At 69.7% G+C, this 24,512-nt stretch carries 20 protein-coding genes; 3 read left to right on the forward strand and 17 right to left on the reverse strand.

Features of this window, described 5'->3' with window-relative positions:
* Positions 1-24: 24 nt before the first annotated feature.
* The 3 genes from dmpG to LZP97_RS03535 are packed head-to-tail and all read right to left on the reverse strand — an operon-like array spanning position 25 to position 2,842.
* On the reverse strand, positions 25-1,050 hold the full coding sequence (gene dmpG, locus LZP97_RS03525; protein ID WP_010592299.1) for a 4-hydroxy-2-oxovalerate aldolase: 1,026 nt from the start codon (positions 1,048-1,050) through the stop codon (positions 25-27).
* On the reverse strand, positions 1,047-2,024 hold the full coding sequence (locus LZP97_RS03530; protein WP_040275751.1) for an acetaldehyde dehydrogenase (acetylating): 978 nt from the start codon (positions 2,022-2,024) through the stop codon (positions 1,047-1,049). Before LZP97_RS03530 ends, dmpG begins: the two co-directional genes overlap by 4 nt.
* Entirely contained in the window at positions 2,021-2,842 is an 822-nt protein-coding gene (locus LZP97_RS03535) for a 2-keto-4-pentenoate hydratase (RefSeq protein ID WP_040275753.1), read from the reverse strand. Before LZP97_RS03535 ends, LZP97_RS03530 begins: the two co-directional genes overlap by 4 nt.
* Before the next feature lie 170 nt (positions 2,843-3,012).
* Here LZP97_RS03535 and LZP97_RS03540 point away from each other — a divergent pair, with 170 nt between their 5' ends.
* Entirely contained in the window at positions 3,013-3,795 is a 783-nt protein-coding gene (locus LZP97_RS03540; RefSeq protein ID WP_048773041.1) for an IclR family transcriptional regulator, read from the forward strand.
* Between the two features lie 117 nt (positions 3,796-3,912).
* Positions 3,913-4,857: a DUF1214 domain-containing protein gene (locus LZP97_RS03545; protein WP_017680458.1), complete on the forward strand. Its 945-nt coding sequence runs from the start codon at positions 3,913-3,915 to the stop codon at positions 4,855-4,857.
* A gap of 71 nt (positions 4,858-4,928) precedes the next feature.
* Here LZP97_RS03545 and LZP97_RS03550 read toward each other — a convergent pair whose 3' ends face one another.
* The 14 genes from LZP97_RS03550 to LZP97_RS03615 all read right to left on the reverse strand — a co-directional run bounded on the left by LZP97_RS03550 (position 4,929) and on the right by LZP97_RS03615 (position 22,474).
* Positions 4,929-6,419, reverse strand: coding sequence for a stealth family protein (locus tag LZP97_RS03550; protein ID WP_040275755.1), 1,491 nt, complete (start codon positions 6,417-6,419; stop codon positions 4,929-4,931).
* 287 nt (positions 6,420-6,706) lie between these two features.
* On the reverse strand, positions 6,707-7,555 hold the full coding sequence (locus LZP97_RS03555; protein ID WP_234574967.1) for a hypothetical protein: 849 nt from the start codon (positions 7,553-7,555) through the stop codon (positions 6,707-6,709).
* A complete protein-coding gene (locus LZP97_RS03560) occupies positions 7,545-8,327 on the reverse strand; it encodes a hypothetical protein (protein ID WP_040275759.1) in 783 nt (260 codons plus the stop codon). The genes LZP97_RS03555 and LZP97_RS03560 overlap by 11 nt, the downstream gene beginning before the upstream one ends.
* Entirely contained in the window at positions 8,320-10,593 is a 2,274-nt protein-coding gene (locus tag LZP97_RS03565; RefSeq protein WP_040275761.1) for a TPR repeat region-containing protein, read from the reverse strand. The genes LZP97_RS03560 and LZP97_RS03565 overlap by 8 nt, the downstream gene beginning before the upstream one ends.
* The gene (locus LZP97_RS03570; protein WP_040275764.1) at positions 10,590-10,937 is read right to left on the reverse strand and encodes a hypothetical protein; all 348 of its coding nucleotides are present in this window, start codon (positions 10,935-10,937) and stop codon (positions 10,590-10,592) included. Before LZP97_RS03570 ends, LZP97_RS03565 begins: the two co-directional genes overlap by 4 nt.
* Before the next feature lie 65 nt (positions 10,938-11,002).
* A complete protein-coding gene (locus tag LZP97_RS03575) occupies positions 11,003-12,139 on the reverse strand; it encodes a DUF3322 domain-containing protein (protein WP_040275766.1) in 1,137 nt (378 codons plus the stop codon).
* Entirely contained in the window at positions 12,136-15,435 is a 3,300-nt protein-coding gene (locus tag LZP97_RS03580; RefSeq protein ID WP_040275767.1) for an ATP-binding protein, read from the reverse strand. Before LZP97_RS03580 ends, LZP97_RS03575 begins: the two co-directional genes overlap by 4 nt.
* Positions 15,432-16,037: a DUF4194 domain-containing protein gene (locus LZP97_RS03585; protein ID WP_048773037.1), complete on the reverse strand. Its 606-nt coding sequence runs from the start codon at positions 16,035-16,037 to the stop codon at positions 15,432-15,434. Before LZP97_RS03585 ends, LZP97_RS03580 begins: the two co-directional genes overlap by 4 nt.
* Positions 16,034-17,545, reverse strand: coding sequence for a DUF3375 domain-containing protein (locus LZP97_RS03590; protein ID WP_200903459.1), 1,512 nt, complete (start codon positions 17,543-17,545; stop codon positions 16,034-16,036). The genes LZP97_RS03585 and LZP97_RS03590 overlap by 4 nt, the downstream gene beginning before the upstream one ends.
* Before the next feature lie 96 nt (positions 17,546-17,641).
* Positions 17,642-18,274 carry a DUF3558 domain-containing protein gene (locus LZP97_RS03595; protein ID WP_048773034.1) on the reverse strand — a complete coding sequence of 211 codons (633 nt, stop codon included), beginning with the start codon at positions 18,272-18,274 and terminating at the stop codon, positions 17,642-17,644.
* Positions 18,271-18,603, reverse strand: a complete 333-nt coding sequence (locus LZP97_RS03600; RefSeq protein ID WP_048773032.1) for a hypothetical protein — start codon at positions 18,601-18,603, stop codon at positions 18,271-18,273. Before LZP97_RS03600 ends, LZP97_RS03595 begins: the two co-directional genes overlap by 4 nt.
* Before the next feature lie 72 nt (positions 18,604-18,675).
* On the reverse strand, positions 18,676-20,400 hold the full coding sequence (locus tag LZP97_RS03605) for a plasmid pRiA4b ORF-3 family protein (RefSeq protein ID WP_234574969.1): 1,725 nt from the start codon (positions 20,398-20,400) through the stop codon (positions 18,676-18,678).
* A 137-nt stretch (positions 20,401-20,537) separates the two neighbouring features.
* Positions 20,538-21,341 carry a replication protein gene (locus LZP97_RS03610; RefSeq protein WP_048773030.1) on the reverse strand — a complete coding sequence of 268 codons (804 nt, stop codon included), beginning with the start codon at positions 21,339-21,341 and terminating at the stop codon, positions 20,538-20,540.
* Between the two features lie 221 nt (positions 21,342-21,562).
* Entirely contained in the window at positions 21,563-22,474 is a 912-nt protein-coding gene (locus LZP97_RS03615) for an SDR family oxidoreductase (RefSeq protein ID WP_048773027.1), read from the reverse strand.
* 135 nt (positions 22,475-22,609) lie between these two features.
* Between LZP97_RS03615 and LZP97_RS03620 the strand changes: the two genes are divergently transcribed.
* Complete coding sequence (locus LZP97_RS03620) at positions 22,610-24,460, forward strand: TerD family protein (protein ID WP_082170385.1); 1,851 nt, start codon at positions 22,610-22,612, stop codon at positions 24,458-24,460.
* Positions 24,461-24,512 lie beyond the last annotated feature (52 nt).

Below are 24,512 nucleotides of genomic sequence, written 5' to 3' on the forward strand. Positions count from 1 at the left end.
CCCGGCGCGTGTGCGGACCCCGGGTCACGCCGGGCTGCCGGCACGTTCCCCCAGCAGGTCGAGGGCGATGTCGACGATCATGTCCTCCTGCCCGCCGACGAGCGCGCGCCGCCCGACCTCGAGCAGGAGGGTGCGCACGTCGATGCCGTAGCGCTCGGACGCGGCCTCCGCGTGCCGGAGGAACGAGGAGTACACGCCGGCGTAGCCGAGGGTGAGGGTCTCCCGGTCCACCCGCACGGGCCGGTCCTGAAGCGGCCGGACCAGGTCGTCGGCCGCGTCCTGCAGCGCGAACAGGTCGCTGCCGTGGGTCCAGCCCTGCAGGTCGGCGACGGCGACGAACGCCTCGAGCGGGCAGTTGCCGGCGCCGGCGCCGTGCCCGGCCAGGGAGGCGTCGACGCGGGTGACCCCTTCCTCGACGGCGACCACGGAGTTCGCCACCGACAACGACAGATTCTCGTGGGCGTGGATCCCGAGCTCGGTGCCCGGGTCGAGCACGTCCCGGTAGGCCCGCACCCGCTCGCGTACCCCGTCCATGGTCAGCCGACCGCCGGAGTCGGTGACGTAGACGCAGTGCGCGCCGTACGACTCCATCAGTTTCGCCTGCCGCGCCAGCTCGGCGGGCGGTGCCATGTGGCTCATCATGAGGAACCCGGAGACGTCCATGCCCAGCTCGCGGGCCGTGGCGATGTGCTGGGCCGAGACGTCCGCCTCGGTGCAGTGCGTGGCCACGCGCACCGAGCGGACCCCGAGCCGGTAGGCGTGCTCGAGCTCGCGGATCGTGCCGATCCCGGGCAGCAGCAGGGTGGTCAGGCGCGCCCGGGACACGTTCGCGGCCGCGGCCTCGATCCACTCCCAGTCGGTGTGGCTGCCCGGTCCGTAGTTGAGGCTGCCGCCGGCCAGGCCGTCGCCGTGGGCGACCTCGATGGCGTCGACACCGGCCGCGTCCAGCGCGGCCACGATACGGCCCACGTCCTCCGGGGTGATGCGGTGCCGAACGGCGTGCATCCCGTCCCGCAGCGTGACGTCCTGGATGAACAGTTCGGTCGTCATCGGGTGGCCTCCAGTTCTGCCGCGCGGGCGGTGTCCGTCTCGGCGGCGGCCTCCGCGAACCGCAGGGCCGCCGAGGTCATGATGTCGAGATTGCCCGCGTACGCGGGCAGGTAATGGGCGGCACCCTCGACCTCGAGGAACACCGACACCTGGTGGGTGGGGGTGGCCGGGGCGCCGTCGGCGAGCAGGGTATGCACCGGTTGCCCCTGCGGGACCGGGGTGATCTGCACCTGCTGCTTGAGCCGGTAACCCGGCACGTAGGCGGCGACGTCGGCGACCATCCGCTCGATCGACTCCCGGACGGCGTCGTGCACGACCGCGCTCGGCTCGGAGATCAGGCAGAACACGGTGTCCCGCATGATCAGCGGCGGCTCGGCCGGGTTCAGAACGATCACCGCCTTGCCCCGGGCCGCCCCGCCGACCGACTCGATCGCGTGCGCCGTCGTCTCGGTGAACTCGTCGATGTTCGCGCGGGTGCCGGGTCCGGCGGACTTCGACGCGATGGACGCGACGATCTCGGCGTAGGCGACGGGCGTGACGCGCGAGACCGCCGCCACGACGGGAATGGTTGCCTGCCCACCGCAGGTGACCATGTTGACGTTCGGGGCGTTCCGGTGGGCGTCGAGGTTGACGGCCGGAACGACGAAGGGGCCGATCGCTGCGGGGGTGAGGTCGATCAGCCGCTTGCCGTAGGGTTCGAGCGCCCGGGCGTTGGCCCGGTGCGCCTGCGCCGACGTCGCGTCGAACACGACGCCGATCTCGTCGAAGTTCGGCAGGCCGATCAGGCCCGCCACGCCGTCGGCGGTGGTGGGGACACCCAGCCGGCGGGCGCGGGCCAGGCCGTCCGAGTCGGGGTCGATGCCGACCATGGCGCCCATCTCGAGGTTGGTCGAGTTCCGGATCACCTTGATCATCAGGTCGGTGCCGATGTTGCCGGAGCCGATGACGGCCACCTGTGTTCTAGGGGTGCTCATGCGTTGTCCTCCTGGGTGAAGGTCGCGGTCACCGAACCGAGTCCGGTGATGTCCGCGGTGACGGTGGAGCCGGGGTGGACGGGCGCCATCGGCCCGAGGGCCCCGGACAGGACGATCTGCCCGGCGCGGAGCGGTTCGCCGAACCGGCGGGCGGTGTCGGCGAGCCACGCCAGGGCCCGCAGCGGGTCGCCCAGGCAGGCCGCGCCGTTCCCGGTGGACACCGCCGCGCCGTCGACACGCATCTGCATCTCGGTGTCGACCGGTTCGAACTCGTCGAGCCGGCGGCGCCGGGTGCCGAGGACGAACAGCCCGGACGAGGCGTTGTCGGCGACCGTGTCCCCGAAGGTGATGTCCCACCCTGCGATCCGGCTGTCGACGATCTCGAGGGCGGCGACGGCGTAGTCGACGCTGTCGCGGATACGCCGGTCGTCGAGTGGGCCGTCGGTGAGGTCCTGCCCGAGCACGAAGGCGATCTCCGCCTCGACCTTCGGTTGCAGCAGGCGCTGGAAGGGCACCGGTTCGTCCTCGGTGTACTGCATGTCGTCGAACAGGACGCCGAAGTCGGGCCGGTCCACGCCGAGTTGCCGCTGGACCGCCGGTGACGTGAGCCCGATCTTGCGACCGACCACCCGAGCCCCGGCATCCGCGCGTGCGGCGTTCAGCTTCGTCTGCACCGCGTAGGCACGCTCGATGTCGGTGCTGCCGATGAGGTCACGCACCGGCGGGCAGGGCGTGCGGGTCTGTACCGCGTGGTCGAGTCGGACGAACGCCGCATCGACAGCCGGATCGTCCGTCGCGGCGGAGGGCGGAGCCGGCATGCGGTCGGTTCCTGGGGAGGGGGTCATGGCGGTCCCGGAAGGTCGAAGGGAATGGACCTGTCCACTGTCACCGGGCGGCCCGGCGCCCGGCCAGCGTGGCGTTCGACTCAGTGGAACGTACAGTGGCGGATGACCCGAACTGCCAGGTCACCGGACGAAAGGGGAATGCGGTGGGCGCTCCCGGCGACGCGCAGATCGACCCGAACACCGTGCTCGGCAAGGTCGTCACCGTGCTGTATGCGTTCACCGTCGACGACCACGGGCTCAGCCTCGCGGAACTCGGCCGACGCACCGGCATCCCCAAGGGCACCCTGCACCGGCTGCTCTCGGACCTCGTCAAGGTGCGCCTCCTCGACCGCACCCGGGCCGGCTACCGGCTGAGCGGGCAACTGTTCGAACTCGGCATGCGGGCGTCCACCGAGCGCAGCCTGATCGAGGTCGCCACCCCGTTCCTGGAGGACCTGTACGAGCGGACGCACGAGACGGTGCACCTGGGCATCCTCGAGGGCACCGAGGTCGTCTACATCGCCAAGATCGGCGGACACCGGCAGGCCCGCTCCCCGTCCCGTCTCGGCGGCCGAATGCCGCTGCACTGCACGGCCATCGGAAAGGCGCTCCTCGCGCACTCCGATCCGGAGATCATCGACAGGGTGCTCGCCGAGCCACTCGAACGGCGCACCCCGAAGACGCTGTCCGGGCCCGGACTGCTGCGCGCACAGCTCGAACGCATCCTCGACGAGGGGGTCTCGTACGAACGCGAGGAATCCGCGATGGGCATCACCTGCGTCGCTGCGCCGGTGCTCGACACGGACGACCGGCCGATCGCGGCCCTCAGTGTCACCGGTCCCGTGGCCCGGTTCCATCCCGAGCGGCACACCACGTCGGTGCGCGCGGCCGCAGCCGGGGTCGCCGCCACCCTCGCGCGCCGCGCGCGGATGGCGGAGCCGGAATGAGACGGGCCGCATGTGCCCGGCGGCCGGCCCGGCAGTCCCCGCTGGGGAATTCCGGTCCGTCGCGGAGGCGGACGAATCGGACAGCGCGCGGAGCGTGCGTCGTCTAGGCTGCCGCGCATGACATCGGTGAATGTGGACAATTTCGTTCGCGCGGAGACGGATCGGATGTTTCTCGATCTTCAGCGGGACGCCGGGGGCATCAATGTGCTCCGGCACAACCGGGAGCCCGCCTCGGTCGAGCAGCAGACGGTGATCCGGATGAACCGCGACACCCTCTACAGCCTCGCGATCGTCGACACCTCGGAGGGCGCGACCCTCACCATCCCCGACGGCGGTCGACGGTACCTGTCCGTGATGGTGGTCGACCAGGACCACCACGTCGATCGGATCCTGCACGACCCGGGAGAGCACAGGCTCACCGCCGACGAGTTCCCGACACCGTACGTCGCCGTCGCGGTGCGGATTCTCGTCGATCCTTCCGATCCGGACGACGTGCAGGCCGTGGCCTCGCTCCAGGACCGGTTCCGTCTCGACGCCGGGTCGTCGACACCGTTCACGGCGCCCGACTACGACCGGCCGAGCTTCGACGCGACGCGGGAGGCGCTGCTGGCGCTGGCGCGAGGACTGACGGGTTTCGACCGGATGTTCGGCGCCCGAGGTGAGATCGACCCGGTCCGGCACCTGATCGGCACCGCCGCCGGCTGGGGTGGCCTGCCGACCACGGAGGCCGCCTACATCGGCGTCGATCCGGGACTGCCGGTCGGCGAGTACGAGCTGACCGTCCGCGATGTGCCCGTCGACGGGTTCTGGTCCGTCTCGGTCTACAACGCGCAGGGCTTCTTCGAACCGAACGCACAGAATGCCTACAGCGTCAACAACATCACGGGCGTGCCGAACGCGGACGGTTCGATCACCGTCCGATTCGGGGGCGGCGGCGATGCGGACCGTGCCAATTACCTTCCCGTCACGGAGGGGTGGAACTATCTCGTGCGCCTGTACCGCCCGCGCCCGGAAGTCCTCGACGGAAGCTGGACATTTCCCACCCTGTCGAACGGGCGGTGACCGGATTCGCGTTCCACCCGGCCGCCCCGCGGAAAGCGGGGCGGCCGGATCGAGGGGCTACGCGGTGCGGGTCACGACCGTCCCGGGTAGTCCGTCTCCCACGGCGCCGGGATCGGGTAGTACCGCTCCAGGAATTGGGTGACCTTCGCGGTGCGCAGCTCGAGGTCGACCTCCGGTGTGCTGCCGTCGTTGAGGCAGAACAGGTCCGTCGTCCGCTTCGCCAGCAGCGTGTCCAGTTCCCGCAGCCCCGACTTCACCGTCGTGTCGACGTACTTCACCCGCGCCGCGGTCTGCTGCACCGCCCGGCCGGTCATCAGCGCGTAGTAGTGGTAGAAGGAGTTCGTCACCGAGATGTTCTCCGCGGCCCGGAACGTGCTCGCCGCCGTGGCCGCGAACTCGTCCGCGAACTCCCGCTCCATCTCCGCCATGATGCTCTTGCGCAGCGGCACCGGCGTGTGTTCGAGGTGCCGGGTGATCGTCACCCCGAACCGCTCCTCGAGCAGCCGGCGATTGACGCGGGCCGCGTTCTCGAAACCGCTGCGCTTCTTGTGGTTCCGGCCCAATCCGATGCGGGTGTCCGCCTCGATGAACTTCGTGACCCCGCCGCCGGAGAAGAACATCTGCGGATCCACCGGGCGACCGAAGAACATGTCGTCGTTCGAGTACAGGAAGTGCTCGGACAGACCCGGGATGTGGTGCAGCTGGCACTCGACGGCCTGCGAATTGTGGGTGGGCAGCACCGACCGGTCGGCGAAGAACTCCTCGCTGCGCACGAACGTGACCTGCCCGTCGTCGGCCAGCCAGTCCGGCCGGTCGGAGTCGGTCGCGACGAAGATCCGCCGGATCCACGGCGCATACATGTGCACGGAGCGCAGCGCGTACTTGAGCTCGTCGATCTGCCGGAAGCGGGCGGGGGAGTCGTCGCCCTCGCCCACCACGTAGTTCTGCAGGCGTTTGGCGCGCTCGGCCTGCCACTCCTTCGACGAGCCGTCCACCCACGAGAACACCAGGTCGATCTCGAACGGGACGTCCGACGGGTGCGCCGCGAACATCCCCTCGATGGTCGGCCACGTCTGTCCGTAGCGTTCCACGGTGCCGCGCGTGACCTCGTCGCGCAGCACGCTGCGCCGGGTCAGCGCGTTCTCCCTCGGCAGGAGGATCTCGTCGTCGGTGTGCGACCACAACTCGATCTGCACCCCGTTCGACGCCCCGTACCGCAGGCCGCTGGTGAGTTCCACCCGCGGCCGGAACAGGCGGAAGATCCGGGCCTTGGAACTGTACGAGAGCCGGCCGTCCGCGACGAGCACGGGACGGTGCCGTTTCGCACCCACGGTCTTGGAGTAGAACGGCTCGTCGGTGCAGGCGCCGACCAGCGCGGCACGCAGCTCCTTGCGGTCGGCCCAGTCCACCGCCAGGACCGGGCGGGTGCCGTCGCCGCGGACCAGCAGATAGTCGATGCCGGCGTCGTCGAGGACCCGGCGCACGAACTGCAGATCCTCGAGCATCGCCTGGCGCGGCGTGGTCGTCGAGATGGGGATCGCGTAGCGGTCCCGGAACCACACGATGTGGGGGTGGCCGTGCAGCCGGGGCCGCTCCGAGGCGAGCGGAGGAGCATCGCCGACGCTGTGGGGCAGGGAGACGAGATGAACAGTGTGGGGGGCTGGCGTGTGCGTCGGAGTGCTCCTTTCCTGTGAAGGGAATTTCCCGGGCGAGAACCCGGGAACGAGAAGTTCGATTCTAGTTCACTATTGCAACTTCAGGCACATCGTGAAGGCGCGGGTGGTGAGGCGTCTCCGGAATCGGTGGCCTGTGCGGGGTCCAGTTTCGGGACTGCGGCGTTCGTGGCGACTCAGCCGGCACTCGCCGGTCCGATCCATTCGGGGTATTGCTGGGCGACGGGCATGGTGGGTGGTTCGAAGCCTGGGGGTGGCGAGAGCAGGCCGTCGCGGAGTTCGAAGGTGGGGAAGCGTTCGTGCCACCACGCCGTACACGTGTCCGGTATGACCCAGTTCGGTCCCCCGGTGCGGAGCTGGACGATCTTCCAGGTGCCGAAGACGTTCCAGTCGGGGGCGATGGCGGCGCGGGGATCGTGTCCTTCCGGGTCGGTGTCGGGGATACCGGCCGCGCCGGGTGTGTCGACAGTGTTGCGCAGGGTCACGGCCCACACCCACTTCATGGGATCGAAGGAGAGGTTGAGCCCGGGTTCGGTTTTGACTCGGTATTCGCATACTGCTGCCGTGATCTCCGAGTTGCCGGCAGACAGCATCGTGAGATGGTGAAAGTACGTGGCTCGCCACGGTGGTGGATCGACGCGACTGGGACGTACCAGATGAGCCCACACCTCGCCGTGGTCGAAATCGTACGGTGCGCCGATGGCGTCGAAGTATCCGGGGAATGTGAACTTCGTACCGTAGTTGAACGTGCGAAGTCCGGATTCGACTGCGGCGCGGACCAGTTCGGCGCCGCGACCGAAAAGGTCGATGTCGGGGTCCGCGGACCACACGTGCGTGTACGCGACCGGCGGCTCGGGAACGGGAACCGGACGTGGATCGGTTGGGCTGTCGGTGCCGCAGCCGGTGACTGCGAGTAGGGCAGTGGTGACGACGGCAATGACGCGCCGCCGGCGCGGTGCGTTCATCGGGGCCCTTCGCTGTTCGCTGGCGGTGCGGCGGTGCCGCGTTATGGGTTCAACCGGCATTCGCCGGTCCGATCCATTCGGGGTATTGCTGGGCGACGGGCATGGTGGGTGGTTGGAAGCCTGGGGGTGGCGAGAGCAGACCGTCGTGGAGTTCGAAGGTGGGGAAGCGTTCGTGCCACCACGCCGTACACGTGTCCGGTATGACCCAGTTCGGTCCCCCGGTGCGGAGCTGGACGATCTTCCAGGTGCCGAAGACGTTCCAGTCGGGGGCGATGGCGGCGCGGGGATCGTGTCCTTCCGGGTCGGTGTCGGGGATACTGGCCGCGCCGGGTGTCTCGGCAGTGTTGCGCAAGGTCACCGCCCGGACCATTCTCAGGGGATAGACCGAGTACTCTTCTCCCGGTTCTGTGCCGACGCCGTACTCGCACACGGCTCCAGTGACTTCCGTGGCCGTCGCCGACAGTGCCGTGAGATGCATGAAGTACGTGGCTCGCCACTGTGGTGGATCGACGGGACCGGGGCGTACCAGATGATCCCAGACCTCGGCGTGGTCGAAATCGTACGGTGCCCCGATGGCGTCGAGGTATCCGGGGAATGTGAACTTCGTACCGTAGTTGAACGTGCGAAGTCCGGCTTCGACTGCGGCGCGGACCAGCTCGGCGCCGCGGCTGGACAGGTCGATGTCGGGGTCCGCGGACCACACGTGCGTGTACGCGACCGGCGGCTCGGGAACGGGAACCGGACGTGGATCCTCCGGCGCGCGGTCCCCGCACCCGGCGGTGAAGGCGAGCAATGCGACGCATCCCAGGGCCGACAGCCGTGTCTCAGCCATTCGTGCGCACCACCGTGTCGTAGGCCTCCTGCATGGCCGTCTCGTGCCCGTCGGTCGGGTTTCCGTACTCGTTGAACGCCTCACGCAACATGGCATGTCGCACCTCCTTGTCCGATTCCGAACCGACGATTTCGTCGTACGGCTCGAGCCGACCCGCCTCGTCGAACAGGTTCCGATGGTGGGCACGGATCGGTACCGGCACCTCCGGCGCGGCCGCAAGCACGTTGTAGTACTGCCGCACCAGGTTCGGGCCCGTGAGCTCGGCTGATTCCTCCGTGCCGGGCTCCGGGCCGATGTGCAACTCCTTCAACGGATCACCGCCTGCTTCGTAGAGCGTCGCGATGTACTCACCGCCGGGGAACTTCTCCAGGCCGAACGCGCCGAGGGCAAGGACTGCGTCGTAGGCGGCGGACTTGCGGTCGTAGATCGCCTGCTGCCGCTCGGTCTCGTCGTGGAAATCGTCCTGGGTCGACAGCATCAGCCCCCGGTCGGTCAGCCCCAGGATGCGACCGGCCGTCGAGAGCTCCGCCGTCGTGCCCGAGGTGTACGGGTCCTGCGCGTACCGGGTCTCGGCCGCCACAACGGACGCGAATGCACTGCCGGTGAAATGCGTGCCGGCCTCGGGATCGGTGTTCATCGCGGCGAAGACGTTCGCCGAGCCGCGATAGCTGCTGTTGTCCTTCGGATCCGCCCAGTCGCCGACGTCGAATCCGGGCCGATCCGCCTGTGGGGATCCCGCCAGGTCGGGAATGTAGGGGCTCAGGCCGTGCGAAACCGTTCGCAGCAGATCAGGATTCAGCTGACCCACCGACTGCCCGTCGGTTTCCGGGATGGCGGACAACGTCTTCCACGCCTCTCCGGAACTCATCGCGCCCGCGACGGCGGCCATGATCGCGCCGTGACGGGTCGCTGCGGCGACGTCGGCGGCGTTGTGAGGATCGTCGACCACTCCGTCCTTCACGTCGGCGCGGAACAGCGACGACACCGCCGCACCGTCGTCCGACCAGTCGTGCACCAGTACGTTCCGCACGAAATCGGTGCCGTGCTCAGGGTCGGTGACGGCCTGTTCGACCGCGATGCGGTCGTCCGCCACCGCGGTGAGGATTCCGGCCGTCAACGCACCGTCGCCCGTGCCGCGTCCGTCGACGGTGAAGAACTCGAAACTGCGGTTGGGGTCCTGCGCGAACGCGACCTGGGCGTCGAGATATCGGCGACCGACATCCAGGAGATCCCGGTCGAGCGTGCTGCCGGACCGGTACACCGCATCGCCCTCGGCCACGATCCCGGCGACGGCCTGGTTGTCGGCGACGCCGTTCAGTTCGGTGCTCGTGTAGGTCGTGCCGCCGATCGTCCGGAAGCCGTGAACAACCAGATCGTCGCGGTCGAGTGCCGCCCGGATCCCGTCCGGTAGCAGGTCCGCCCCGCCACGCGGGGCGATGTCACCGTCGGCGACGGCGACAACGACGTTCTCGGTGGAGACGATCTGCAGCGCGTTGGCCAGCGCGCTGCGAGCCCCGGCCGGCAGTCCGGCCATGAGGTCGGCGATCTCCCGGGGCGTCCTGCCGTCCAGGGACCGGCTGAGGGCCACCAGGTACTCCATGTGCGACGACGGGATGGTCGCCGCCGCGCCCGCGCGCAGGGCGTCGACCTGTTCCGGTGTCAGCGCACCGGCTTCGAGTAGGCGCCGCAGCGCCTCCGGCGTCACCGATCCGTCGACCAGTCGCGCGCCGTCCGCGTGCCCCTGGTCCGTGCCGAGCGCAGCCACCGAGGTGAAGTCGGCTCGCAGCAGAGCCCGCGCGGCGCTCAGTTCCTGCTGCAGCGCCCGGTCGGCGTTCTCGACGGTCGACACCGCCTCGGCCAGGTACGCCTGCAGGCCGGCTCGGGCCGCTTCCCGGTCCGGGTCCGGCGCCGGATCGCGCACCGTCAGGTCCTCGCCGACGACGAACCCTTGGGCCTCGGCGTCGAGGATCGTCGCCCGGGCGCGCTGGAGTGGCGCGTCGACCTCGTGAAATCCCTGTTCGAGCCGACGAGCGAGCGTGTCGAGCCGATCGACCAGGGCGACGACGGTCCGTCTGTCGGCCGCGGCGCGTTCCTGCGCGGCCTCCGCGGTACGTCCCTCCCAGTACGTGCCGCCGACGTCGGTGACGGCGGCGACGTATCGATCGAACAGCTCCTCGATCCGGCCCCCGGCGTCGCGCCACGCGCGACCGATGTCGTCGAGTTGTCTCGGATTCCATTCCCGAACCTGCCCCTTGGTCAGGGTCATGCCGGATCCTCGTCGACGCGCCAGTCGCCGGTGGCCGAGAGATAGGCCGAGACCAGTCGCGTCGCCGACGTGTCGTCCTGGTCGCGGTACTCGCGCGCGGTGGCGCGCATGACGTCACCGGTCTCGCCGAGACGCTCCGCGAGCGCGGGAATCAGGGCACTGTCGACGTTTTCCTGCGAGAGGCGAGCCGCCTCCAGTACCGACGGCATGAGCGCGTCCAGGGCCGGCGCATACGGTCCCGCCGCCGGACCCACGCGCAGCCGCGACGCCTCCGCGGCCAGGCCGTGCAGTCGTCCGCTCAACTCCTCGAGACGCGCCACATCGGCGCGCAGTTCCCCCACCATTCGTCCCCCCTACGAATCGACGCGGGGACTCTAACACCGGCGTGCGACAGGCTCGACGTCCGCGGCTACAGTGCCGCGAGATGCGCGACGACGTACGGCCACGGGATCCGCTCCTGCTCGAGCCGAAGCCCTTCCGTGCGCACCGCGTCGAGGGCGTCGCGTTCCGGCCCGGTCAGGTGCGCGGGCACGTGCGGAGCGGGGGACGCCTCGGGCACGGCGAGGTCGCGCCACCGCTCGACGGTGCCGCGGTCCATGAGCAGGCTGCGCACGTGCGGGAGGTGGCCGCGGAGCCGGTCGAGGATCGCGAAGCCGTGCGTGTCCAGGTCGCCCCAGTACACGACGTCGGAGGCGGCGAGCCACGGCACGTCCGCCAGTTCGTGCACCGCGTAGCCCCCGCCGTGCACCGCCACCGTCGCCGGCAGCTCCGGCAGCGCGTGCAGACCCTCCTTGTTCTCGAGGATCAGGGTGCGGGCCGGTGTCACCGGCAGTGCCGCCAGCTCGTCGAGCGACGTCGCGAAGATCCGCGGTGCCGTGGGCAGCAGCGTCCGGTCACACACGGCCACCCCGCACATCCGCGGCAGCGACCGCACTCCCAGATCACGGTCGCCGCGCACACCGTCGAGCAGCGTCTCGACCAGACCGCGATGCCGCGACACCCATTTGGTGTCGACGCCGGGCACCGGCAGCTGGCGGATGAACAGCCCCGACGACGGATGCTCGGCCAGCCAGCGGACCGCCGCGACGAGCCGCGCGAAGTCCGGCTCGTCCAGCTCGAGCCAGCGGGCATGCGTGGCGGCGATCGCGGTCGCGAGCGTCGCGGTGCCGGGGCCGAGTCCGTCGAGCAGTCGCGCCCGCCGTTCGGTGAGGGTGCGCCACTCGGGCGCGCGTGCGGCCGCGGCGGCGATCTCGGTCGCGCCCGAAAGCATCAGGCGCACCGGCACTTCCTGCGTGCCGAAGCTCGGCCAGCGCCGCGTCTCCCACTCGACCTGGCCGGCGCCCCGGTAGCCGTGCCAGGCCCGCACCCACGCCACGACGGCATCGGGATCCTGCGCCACCCGCCGCTCGGACGGCGGATGCAGCACAATCGACAGCGAATCCGACTCGGCCGCAGCGGGATCGGTGATCCATCGAGCGCGGCGGCTGCGGTACGCGGCCTGGGCCTTGCCGGCGACCGCGGACGGCGGCACGCACAATGCGCTCACGTGCCGGCGCCGCGGATCGGCAACAGTGCGATCTGCGAGTAGCGCTTGTCGCGGATGCTCACCGCGGCCACGCCGTCGATGTAGTCGTCGAGCGTCTGCAGCAGCTTGAGCGGGGTGGCGAGCACCATGTGGAACCCGAACTGGGTGAACACGTCCAGCGCCCGCCGCGTGTACGCGGGGTCGGCGCGGTCGAACGCCTCGTCGAGGATCACGGTGCCGTAGCGCGGCAACTCCTCGCCGGCGGCGGCCAGCTGATAGCGCAGCGCGGCCGCGAGGCAGAAGAACACCAGCTTCTGCGCCTGCCCACCCGACAGGCCGGAGCTCGAGTCGTGATAGTTGGCGTCGTTGCCCTCCGGGTCGACCTCCACCCCGATGAATCCGACATGCAGGCGGGTGTCGAGCACGAGGCGCTTCCACCGCAGATCGGCGGGCTCGCCGGAGTCGAGCCGTTCGAGCACCGCCGCCATCTGTTCGAACCGTCGCTCCGCCGCGGCCCGGTCCTCCTCCTTCCACGCGCCGCTCGTGATCTGCAGCAGCTCCGCCAGGAACTCCGACGCGGCGGGGGAGCGCCGGTCCTTGACGTCGATGCGCAGGATCCGGTCGGTGTCGAACGGCGAGCGGCGCAGCGATTCGTTCACCGGCTCGATGCGGGAGCGGATCTCGCCCGGCGCCTTGCGGATCGCGCGGGCCAGCTCCCCGATGTTGCGGTGCGACTGCTCGCGCAGCAGCCGGAAGAACTCGTCCTCGTAGGCGGGCAGGCCGTCGCTGCGCAGCCGAGCGAGCACGGCGAGGGCGTCGTCGACGTACTCGGCCTCGGAGCGCATCTCGGCGCGCCGCGCCTCCCACTCGGCAAGGTAGCCGGTGAGGATGGCGGTGATGCGGCGCTCGGCGTCCGCGGTGTCGCGCTGCGCGGACCGCATCTGCTCGTTGATCGCGCGACCCACCGTGCTCAGGGCCCGGTCGATGTTGTCGACAGTGACGCGGCGGACGGCCGCGGCGAACCGGGCCCGGATGCGCGCGAAGATCGGGTCGGGCACCGCCGTGCCGGCGTGGGCCTGCGCGTCGTCGAGCCGCGCCTGCACCCGGGTCAGCTCGTCCCGGTGCTGTTCGAGCTTGGCCAGCGCCGCGGTGTGCGCCTGCCGGGCGGCGCGTTCCTCGCTCTCGGCGCGGGCCAGATCCGCGGTGAGCGTGGCGTATTCGGTGTTGCCCTGCATCCACTCGCGCAGCCGCTCCTCGATCGCGTCCACCGCGCTGCCCGCCGCCGCGACGTCGACGTCGGCCCACGCGGACTCGCGGATCACCGCGGCGGCCTGCCGGCGCTGCTGGATCGCGGACTCGGCGCGCTCGAGCGCCTCCTGCCGCCGTTGCAGCGTGTCGACGTCGGTCTCGGCGTCGCCGATACGCCGGCGCAGGTCGGCGAGCTTGGCCTCGTTGTCGAAGCCGAGGACCCAGCGGCTGCGGTCGTCGATGCGCCGCCGGTCGTCCTTCTCGTGCCGGTCGCCGCCGTGCTTGACCTGCCCGGCCCGGGTCACGCCCCGCGGGACGCGGCGCAGGTCGTCGGCGGTGTCGACGCACGCGTAGTCGAAGCGGTCCGCCAGGTGGTGGTGCAGCCACGCGGCGAGCGGGCCGGGGCGCACCTCGAGCTTGCGGACGAGCGAGCCGTCGGCGGTGGTGGGTGCGTCCGGCGCGCCGACGCCGGTGCGGACCCGCCGGTACACGAGGCGGGCGCCGAGATGGTGTGCGTCGACGGCGGCGGCCACCCGCGGATACAGCTCGTCGGGCACCAGCAGGGTGCGCCCGAATCCGCCCAGGACCCGCTCGATCGGACCCGTCCACTCGGCGTGCTCGGCGCGCACCGCGATCAGCTCGCCCGCGAAGTGCAGGGCGTCCTCGCCGAGGCCGGCCGCCGAGCACACCAGTTCCCGGGCGCGCAGCAGGTCGGGATCGAGGTTGGAGCGGCGCCGGGCCAGGACCTCCCGGTCGGCGATCAGCTCGCGGATCGTCTTCCGGCGTTCGGCGAGCGCACCGGCCACCTCGTACAGTTCCGCCTTGCGCGTGTCGGCGGTGGCGTCGAGCTCGCGCAGTTCCCGCTCCAGCTGGGCCTGCAGATGCGCGAAGTCGTCCGCGGTGCCCGGTGTCTCCGCCTCCCAGTGGGCGAGGGCGACGTCGAACCGTCTGCGCTGCTGGGTGATTCGTTCGAGTGCGGTCTCGGCGGTCTCCTTGTGCACGCGGAGGGTTGCGAGCCGGCCGTCGCCGGCGCTCTCGGCGCGCACCCGCAGATCGAGGGTGCGTTCGCCGGCGCGGTCGGCCTCGTCGGCGGTCTTGTCCGCGGCGGCCTGCAGCAGACCGGTCTGCGCCCGCGTCTCGTCGAGCCTGTCGCTGAGCAGGTCCACCGTCATCCGGGCGTGCACCGCGTCGAGGTGATCGGTCTCGTCCTGCAGGTCGCGCTGGGCCTGCAGCCCGGTGCGACGGGCGTCGGCCAGCGCGACGAGCGGCTCGAGCGTCTCGACCTGACGACGAGCGTCGACGACGACGCGATGCGCCTCGCGCAGCTCGCGGAACTGGGTGGTGGCCCGCTCGGCCATCGCGAACGTGGCCGGCTCGTCGAGCATGTAGTCGCGCAGCAGCTGGTCGAGGCTGTTCAGGCTCTTCGCGGACAGCGTGCGGTGCAGCAGCCGCTGCGCGGCCTCCGACGAGATGCCGAGCTTGGACCGGAACGCGCGGGCGAACGGCGCGTAGCTGGGGTTCACAACCGCATCGGGCCAGCGCTTGCGGATGCCCCGGGTGTCGATGCCCCGCGCGACGAACGGTTCGAGGTCGGTCAGCTCCAGGTCGGTGTCGAGGATCAGGTGCAGGTGCGAGATCTCGTTGTTGGCGTTGGCGCCCCGACGCAGGTGCATGAGCTTGACCAGGGTCACCGGGGCCGTGCCGTCGGCGGCGTCGTACGTCAGTGCCACCGCACTCCACGTGGCGCCGGTGCGCAGATACGAGGCGGTGAGCGCGTCGGTGTCGGCGTCGGCCTCGCGCCGCCACGCGCCGCGGATGTAACTGACGAAGTTGCGGCCCGACCCGGCCGCCGACTCCTGCGCGGCCGCGTTGAACCGCACGCTGCCGCCCGGCATGAGCACCGTCGAGATCGCGTCGATGAGCGTCGACTTGCCCGAGCCGGACGCCCCGGTGATGAGAAAACCCTTGCGGGCCACGGGAATGTCGTGATGCCCGTGCAAAGTGCCCCAGTTGACCACCTGCACCCGCGCGAGCCGGAACTGGCCGGGGTGGACGGGTGCGGCGCTCACGGCGCGTCCTCCTCGACGATGCGCCGGAACTCGGCCTCGACGGCGGCGACCTGATCGGCGTCGAACAACTGTCGCAAGACCGGAGAGACCTCCATCCGGCCCTCCGTGGACGTCGACGCCAGCAGCGTGTACTTCTTCAACTTCTCCCACGACGCGTTGACCCGTTTGCGGAAGCCGGCCGGATCGGTGCTCGTCGCCGCGCGGTACATCTCCAGCTGCCCGGCCACCTCGTCGAAGTCGACGATCACCCGCTCGCCCGGCTGGGCGCGCAGCAGCCGGTGCCGCAACGCCAGCAGCATCACGGTGTCCATGAACGTGAGGCGCTCGGTGCGCAGCACCGTCGGGGCCTTGTGGTCGCCCGTGTCGGCGGGGCGGGTGAACGCGAGCTGATCGTCCTCGTCGACGACGAGATCGAGGAACACGTCCGCGAGCCGGGACCGCAGCACCCGCTCGTCGCGGATCACCGTCCGCCACACCTCCGGGTGCTTGTCGGCGGTGACGAGCGGTCCCTTGAGCAGTTGCACCAGCGCGCGACGGGTCTCGAGGTCGAGTTCGCCGGTGTCGCCCGGATACAGCCCGGTGCGTGTGGTCGATTCGGTCATGACGCGTCCTCGGTGATGCGGGCGGTGAACTCGGTGTCGGTCGGGTCGAACAGGTGCCGGCGCACCGTCGCGACGCGGGTCGCGCCCGACGGGGACGTCCACGCGATCTCCTCGGTGCCGTCGACGCGGTGACCGTGCTCCGCGGCGAGCACCAGCAGGCCGACTGCGCTGGCCAGTCCCTGCGTGGCGGGATGATCGCGCAACACGTCGCCGATCGTGGCGCTGCCGCGGGAACGGAGCGTGGCGGCGACGTTGCCGGCCAGCTCGTCCATGTCGATCTCCGATTCGCGGACGATGCGGCGCAGCTCCGCGAGATCCACCTCGCCGACCGGCTGCGTCACCACCGGCTCGGCCACCAGGTCGTCGGCCGGGTTGTGCAGCCGCAGCGCCGCCACCGAATCGATGCCCATGCCGACCCGCACCAGCTCGAGGTCCAGCAGGTCGTATGGTTTGCGGCGTTGCGCCACCTGCAGGGCCTGCTGCTGGGCCGAGCGCAACAGCCGCTGCAGACGCCGGTGCTCCTCGTAGTGGCGGGACTGCACGAAGTGGCGCAGCGAACGCGACAGTGACGTCATCGTCGCGTGGACCTCGCCGCCCGCGTCTTCCATCTCGGTGAGCAGAGTGCGGAACCGGTTGCGTTGCTCGGTGGTGAGCTGCTGCGCGAAGGGGCGTTGCAGCACCGCCTCGATCCAGTCGTCGAGCTGCGACGACCGCTCCGGATCGATGATCATGTCGTAGAAGCCGGCGAAGCTGCGGCCGGCGTCGGAACTGCCGATCAGATCGACCCCACGGAACACCTCGCCGAGGGTGTCGCCACGGTCGCCCTCGTCGTCGAGGATCCGGGCCCGCAGCTCCCGGTTGAGCGCCTCCAACTCGGCGCGCACCCGCGCGAAGTCGCCCGGTATCTCCCCGGCCAGCGCCAGGATCTCCGCGGACCGTTCCACCGCCCGGTTCCCGTCCAGCACGGGAAAGTCCCCGGATTCGACGGCGGCGATCTGCCGGTCCAGCTCGTCGCGCTCGGCCCGCAACGCCGCCAGGCGGCTCTCGCTGCGGGGGTCCGAGTCCCGTGCCAGCGCCTGGAGTTGGCTCGACAGGGTGGTCAGCCGCGACTCGGTGACCGAGCTCGTGGCGGTCGTCAGGCCCGCGACGAAGGTGAGCGCGGCGAACGTCGCCTCGGTCGGCTCGAGAGTCTCCTCTCGGGCGTCGGCGCTCGCACGGCGCAGCAGAAACCCCGCGCGCACCCAGTCCGCACAATAGGCCTGACCGGTGCGCGGCAGCTCGAAGCCCTCGTCGCGCAGTTCCTGCAGGTCCGCATCGAGGCGGGCGAACAGCTCCGGGGCCGGCAACCGTCGCGTGCCGCGGTCGAAGTGCCGGCCCAGCAACGCCAGCACCGCGGCCGCATTGTCCGACCGCAGCAGCGCCCACGCCGGGTGCTCCTGACGCAGACGCGTCAGGCGGTGCAGGTCGGCGGTGGACACGACGCTCCCTCCGAGATCGGGTTCGACCATGCTGACACACGGGGACGACAGCGTCGCGAGCGTGGCCCGGCGAACTCGGGCGGGTTCGAGTTCGGCTTCCGGGGGGAATGCAGACGGGATGCTGGGTCAGCGGGTGCGCGACTCGACGTCGTCGAGGACGGCGACAATGCGGCTGGCGGTGTCCTCGAGCCCGGTGCACCATTGCGATATGGGCAGGTACTCGACTTCGGAACCGAAGACCACGAGGCTGAATATGAGTACACCGTAGTCAGTTTCGACGCTCATGCCGCAGCTCTCTGGGAACGACTGATTAGTCTTCAGCAGTGCGCGACGGCCAGCAATCTCGGTTGGTATGACGTCATCGCCGTTGTCTGCGGTCTTCTGCAGTTCGATCGTCCAGTCGAAGTTGGCCGAGATCACGGTCAGTCCGTAGGCGTCCAGCCCGGGGATCTTCCGGCTGCCGTCGAAGGAGCATCCAAGCATCGTGTAGTGCGTAGCGGCAAAATCGGCGTTGTCCTCCGATTTCGGATCGTAGCCAACGGCGGCGAGCACGTCGTCCGGGATGTCGAGGCAAGGATCGAAGGCGACGAGTGGCCGGTCGGACTCATCCACCAGGCGCGGTGCACGAGTTGTAGTCGTTGGCGGACCCTGCGACTCGTCGACGGCGACCTCAGGGTGGGTCGGAGCAGTGCAGCCGGCGAGCGCCGCGCAAGTCACGAGCACACCTGCGGCCGCGACCCTTGGCCTGCACGCGGTCACAACTCCTCCTGACCTACGGCGTGCAGACGGACGGTCCAGTCGTACTCTGCGGAGAGGAACGCTTCACCGCCAGCGGCGAAATTGTTCCGCATTTGGGTGAGCACGGCTTCGAATTCTTTGAGGCGTTCGTAGAGCGATTCTGGGGTACCCCGGGCCTTGCGTACGAAGCCGGCGCGAAGCTCCTCGGCCGACGTGAAACCCCCGAAGCTAGGCGCATCGGCCAGCACCCTTGCCTGATCTGCCGCATTGTGGAGCGTCGCGAGCATGGTGTCGCAAATGGCGACGATCTCCTCGATCGTCTGCGGATCCAATCGAAGTCCCTCGGCCATGAATCCCCCCGGTATCAGTTGGCCCGGGCACTGTACCGCACGAGTTGTGCGGTCGAATCCGCACAGCACGCCCTACCCGAACAGTGCGCGCAGCTGTTCGTTGGCGTCGTCGCGGTCGAACCACTCCGGGTCGATGCGCTCACTCGGCCGCAGCCCTAGCCACTGCCGGATCTCGTCGTGACGCTCGTGGGTCGGGTCGTCGGCCGCGGCGAGCATGTCCGTCCAGCCCCACGTCCCGCCGGAGTCCTCGGCCGGTGCCAGGCCCTGCCCGTCGAGACAGGCAGCGCGCGGTGCCTCGGCGTCGAAGTCGGCGACGGACTCGACGACGATGTCGTGCGTCCACCCGTCGCCGTAGTCGTACAGGTACGTCAGCGATGCCCCGACCTCAGGCAGTGCCGTCCCGATGGTCACCATTCCCTCGTCGACGACCTCGTCCTGACCGTTCGCGAGCTCGTCGTCGAGTTGATCGTCGGGCACGTATACGCAACCACCGGTGAACGGCTCGCCCTCGGTGAATTGGTGCAGGTGGTAGTCCTCCCAAGCGAAGCAGCTCTGGATGGCGAAGTGTAGATGCAGCAGACTCAGAGAATTGTCGACGACCACCCGTCGCCACACCGCAGGCTCGCTGTCGCGCAACGTGATTCGCAGGGTGCACCGCGCGGGCGGGTGGATGGCGACGGGTGTCGCGTCGCCGAGGAGGATGCGCACGGCGGCCCGCACGGCAGGACGGAGAGGCGTCGGAACGCGGTAGCCGTCCGCGTCGTCGAGGATGCCGTCGGCGACGAGGTCGTCGAGGCGGTCGACGAGCATGCTGCCGAGAAGACTCGGTCCGACCGGCATGCCGGGGAACAGCACGGACAGTGCGTGCAGGCGCTCGTCGGGACCGGACGGCAGAGGGTGCTCACCGAGACCGGCAGACAGGACGGCAGCGGTCGCCTCGTCGAGGACGGAATGGAATGCCACGAGCCGCCCCTCGCCGCGCCTGTCGAGGGCCACGATGAGGGAATGTGTCACTGCGTCTCGGCACAGGGTGAGGTACTCGCCGGGATTACGGTCCGGATCCTGCCACACCGGCGCGGCAGGACCGGGCTTGACGACGGTCTTTCCGATCGAGATCAAGTCCAGCATGGCTGCAACGACCCAGGTCTGTGCCAGTACGGGAAGATCCCACATCGACTGGACCTTGCGTGGTGCCAGATCCTCGCGCTTGCCGCCGACAGCGTCGAAGGCCTCCATGACCAGGGCACGCTTCAGCGCTCCGGTCGCGGTCACAGGCCGGCGTTCACCGATCCAGCCGAGCAGGGCGTCCAGCCGTGCGACGACCGGTACGACCGTCAAGGCGGCACGTTCGACCTCGGGCTCGACCGGTGGTTCGTCGACCTCGGTGGGTGGAAGAGACGCGAGCCTCGATTCGATGTACGACGTGAGCGTGGACAGACCGTACCCGAGGTCCTCGTCGGTGCCGGTCCACCGGTTCGTCGCCTCGAGGAACCGCAGGAAGGCGATGACATCCCCGGCGATGTGCGCCCGCGTCTCGTCGTCGTCCTCGACCAGTTCACTCGTCAGCACCCGCTCGAGAAGGTGGTCCACGTCGCGGCTCCGCCATGCCGTGGTCGCAAACCCGGAATCCGCACCCGAGAGCGCGTCGATCGCGTGCGCGACGCTGACAACGAACTCCTCCGCCTGATTCGCGGGGCACCCAGCGTTCTCCATCAGCCATGCGGCGAACTCCGGCGCCAGTGTGCGGTACTGCTCGATCGGTGTGTCTGCCCGGCGCCGGCGCGCGGCCAACGACACGACATTGTCGGGAAGTGGCTTACGAGGTGATGATCCGCGACTCGACCCGGAGCGCTTACGGGACATGGACGTCCGACCTCGATTCGGTGGGCATGGCACAGTTCTCGCCGATGCTATCGGTTCGCCACCGACGGTGCTCACGCAGCGACCGGGCGGTCGGGCGCGTCGAAGCGACGGCACGGACAGCGCACGGCGCGGCCCCGATCGTCGTCGGGCAGCCAGCCGTACTCGTCGCACCGGCCGCATCGGGGCGGCAGGGGAGAGCGGGGCAGGGGCAGCGCTTGCCACAGCGGGATCCATGCGTGGGCGAAGCGCGTCGGGTTGTTCGGTCGATGCGTCGATCGTGCCGCCGTGACCAGGGGTGGGATTCCGTGGGAGTCGATCAGTGCGACGATCTGGGAGCGCGCGGCGGCGGGCAGATAGTCGAACGTCGCCGTCAGGCCCGCGGCGCGGCATGCGGTCGCCAAGTCGGCGATCTGCTTCTTCTGCGGAATGCTGATCACCCCTCGTTGCCGCGCAGGGGGTGCCGTCGGCTCGGCGGCCGGTGCGGGGTTTGTTTCAGTCTCTTGGTCTTCAATTCTTTGTTCAGTGCCGGGTTCTCCGGTGTCCGGTTCGCCGGGATTCGGAATTCCAGGCCCCGGCTCGGGCCGGACCGGTACTTCGTAGACGGTCTGGACGGTGATCCACTGGCCGTGATGGTTCTGGCGACGCTCGGTGACGAGGTGACCGCGCGCAGCCAGCTCCCGCATCGCGGACCGGATGGCGTCGCGACCCTCGGTCGGTGATTCCGCGGCGATAGCGTCGGAGCGGATGCGCCAGTCGGCCGGCTTCGACAGCAGCCAGATCAAGACCGCCCGGGCGCGGAAGGAGAGGTCCTTGTTGCCGATCGTCTCGTTGCGGACGACGGTGTAGTTGCTCGTCGGGCGCGGCGCGCGGCGCACGCCTCCGACGCGGGTATCCTTACCCACGTTCGACTCCTATTCAGTCGGACATCCGGCCCGTCGGGAGTTGCCGCTCCTGGCGGGCCTTCTTCAGTTGTGACCCTCGCGGGCGCGGGGGATGACACATGGTGGCATCGTGCTGCGGACGCGTCAATCGATTCGTCTCGCTGGTGTGGAATACGTTGGGGGCGAGCGATAGTCGCAGTCTCGGCGTGTCGCGCTCACCGATACCCGGTCGGATCCGCCGGCAGACCTCGATCTTGAACCTCCACCATGTACCGCCAGCAGTCCGGCTGCGACCCGTCGACGTCGGTGAAACCGTACTCGCGCGCCAGACCGCTCGACGAGAACGAGCCACCGTTGCGGCGATGCACGTCCGGATCCGCAGCCAGCGCCGCAACGGCCCGGCCGACGAAACGCGGCGACTCGGAGATCGCGACGAAATGTGGCACGGCGGCGTCGCGCCAGTTCTCCTCCGTGACCGCGAAGTGCTCGAGCATCATCTCCGACCGCATCCACCCGGGCGTCAGCGCGACGGCAGTGCACCCGTGCGGTGCGAGCTCCTTCGCCTGGGAGAACGCAAGCCGGAGCATCGAGGACTTGACGAGGTCGTAGAACACCGAGAGCCGAAAGTTCTTCGCGTTGTACTCGGCAGTGCCGTCGGTCATCTCGACGACGAGCCCGCCCGGGTTCCGGATCAGCAGCGGCAGCGCGAAGTGGCTGGTGATCAAATGCGTGTCGACCGAGAGATGCACCATCCGCAGCCCGCCGGCGAGGTCGTGCTCCCACAGCGGAGTCTCCCACTCGATGAGCTTCTCGCCGCCCCAGATGTCATTGACGAGGGCGTCGAGGCGGCCGTGCTCGTCGTCGATGCGCTGCACCAGCCGACGCACCTGCTCGGGATCGAGGTGGTCGACGGCGACGGGAATGCCGACCCCGCCCGCAGCCGTCACCAGCTCGGCGGTCTCCTCGATGGTCTCCGGCCGGTCGTACTCCGAGCGGCGCTCGCGGGTGGTGCGGCCGGTGCAGTACACCGTCGCGCCGGCCTCGCCGAGGGCGATTGCGGTTCCGCGGCCGGCGCCGCGGGTGGCGCCGGCAACCAAAGCGATTTTGCCTTCGAGTGGCTGTGCCATGGCTGGAACGGTACTGCCCGCGGGCGTCGGAGGCGGGCGCGCTCGGCGTGGCGCGGTCGGCGGTGTCGTGAGCATCAGTCACTATGTTCGGGTGCGCCGGTGGGGCCGGCAGCAGAACACTCGGAGGTAGAGCAGGTGCAGGTGATCGACACGCAGTCGCACGCGTCGGGTTCGCGGACGCTGCCGAAGGGTCATCGCTGGGTGGTCGTCGATGTCGAGACCTCCGGCTTGCGCGCCTACGCGCATCGGGTGCTCAGCGTCGCCGCGCTGGTATTGCGGGAGGACGGCAGCGTCGAGCAGGAGTACTCGACGCTCGTCGACCCGGGTTGCGACCCCGGCCCGGTTCACGTGCACCGATTGACCCGCGAACGGCTCGCCGGAGCTCCCCGCTTCGAGCAGATCGCCGGCGAGCTCGCCGAGGTTCTGGACGGCGGGACGATCGTCGCCCACAACGCGGCCTTCGACTACGGATTCCTCGACGCCGAATTCCGGCGCACCGGGACTGAGATCCCGGTCAAACAGCGGCTGTGCACTCTTGCCCTGTCGAGGCGGCTCGAGCTGGACGTGGCCGATCACAAGCTCTCCACTCTGGCCGCGCACTGGCAGGTCCAGCAGTTGCTCGAGCACGACGCCTACGACGACGCCCGCGTCCTGAGCGAGGTCTTCGTGCGCAGCGCCTCGCTCGCCGATAGCCTGCAACTTCCGCTGCCGGTGGTCGACTGCCTCAGCCGCAGGTCCGCCTACCCGGACTCCGTGCCGCGTGTGCCGTGCGAGTGGAAAAACCCGGGACGCCTGTCGCTGGACGTCGGTCTGGTGCAGGGAATGAAGGTGGTGATCACCGGCCACACCACGACGCCGCGGGTCCCGCTCGCCGGCCGGATGACCGACGCCGGCCTCGACGTGATGAACTCCGTCAGCCGCCAGACGAGCGTGGTCGTGTGCAACGACGCCGGCGTCCAGACGGGCAAGATCCGCAAGGCGATGGCCGAAGGCATTCCCGTCGTAACCGAGCGGCAGCTCGAGGACATGCTCACCCGGGTGTTGCCCGGCGAACCGAAGAAGCGTCCGGTGGTCGAGGTGGCTGCACCCGCTGCCGAGCCGGTGATCGAACCTCCGCCGCAGCCCGGGACTGCTGAGTCCGTTGCTCCGAGCCTTCCGGAACGGATGCTCACGGGTCAGAAGCCGAAGCTGTGGCAGGGTCGGCGGGTGCTGCTCCTCGGCGGCACCCATCTCGACGCCGTGCTCATGCGTTCCCGTCTCGTCCAGCTCGGCGCACGCCCCTCACTCAACCTCACCGCCGCCGTCACGGACGTGCTGATGCTGGAAGGCGGAGACAGCGACCGGCGCATGGCACGCATCACCGCGCGCGAGCTTCCTGTTCTGACCAAGACGGACGTCAGCGCCGCGGTGGAGAAGGGCGTCGTGCCGTCGCACATGCGCATCGAGTCCCGCATCTCCGCGCCGGCGCTCGCCCGGGGCGAGGTCATCGACTTGCCGGCGCGGAAGACGGCCTGGACGGTCAACGTCGCATGGCGCGCCGAGACGGACGACTTCGACGTCGACGTCGTCGCCTTCCTGCTGGGACAGGACGAAAAGGTCGACAGCGACGACGACTTCGTGTTCTACAACAACCCCTCCGCCGAGGACGGCGCGGTCGAGCTGTCCATCGACGGCAGCAGCGAACAGAGCGTACGGCTCGATCTCGCCGCGCTGCCCGACGAATGCGCGCGCATCGCGATCGCCGCAGCCATCGACGGCGAACGCACCTTCGGCGAACTGGGTGCAGTGTCGGTGAGCGTGGACGGTGAGGACGGCACGGCGGCGACGTTCGTGCTCGACGCCGGGACCACCGAGCGGACCATGGTACTCACCGAAATCTATCGGCGGGCGGGGAAGTGGCGGCTGCGCGCGGTGGGGCAGGGGTACGACGACGACCTCGGAGGGCTCGTCGCACTCTACGGCGTGGATGTCGAAAAGGACAATTGACTCTCGAACGGGCGTCCCATCTTCTATTCACCTATACGTGCGATTCGAATGG

This window comes from Rhodococcus sp. DMF-1, from assembly GCF_021441945.1.
In the GTDB taxonomy this organism is placed as follows: domain Bacteria; phylum Actinomycetota; class Actinomycetes; order Mycobacteriales; family Mycobacteriaceae; genus Rhodococcus; species Rhodococcus ruber.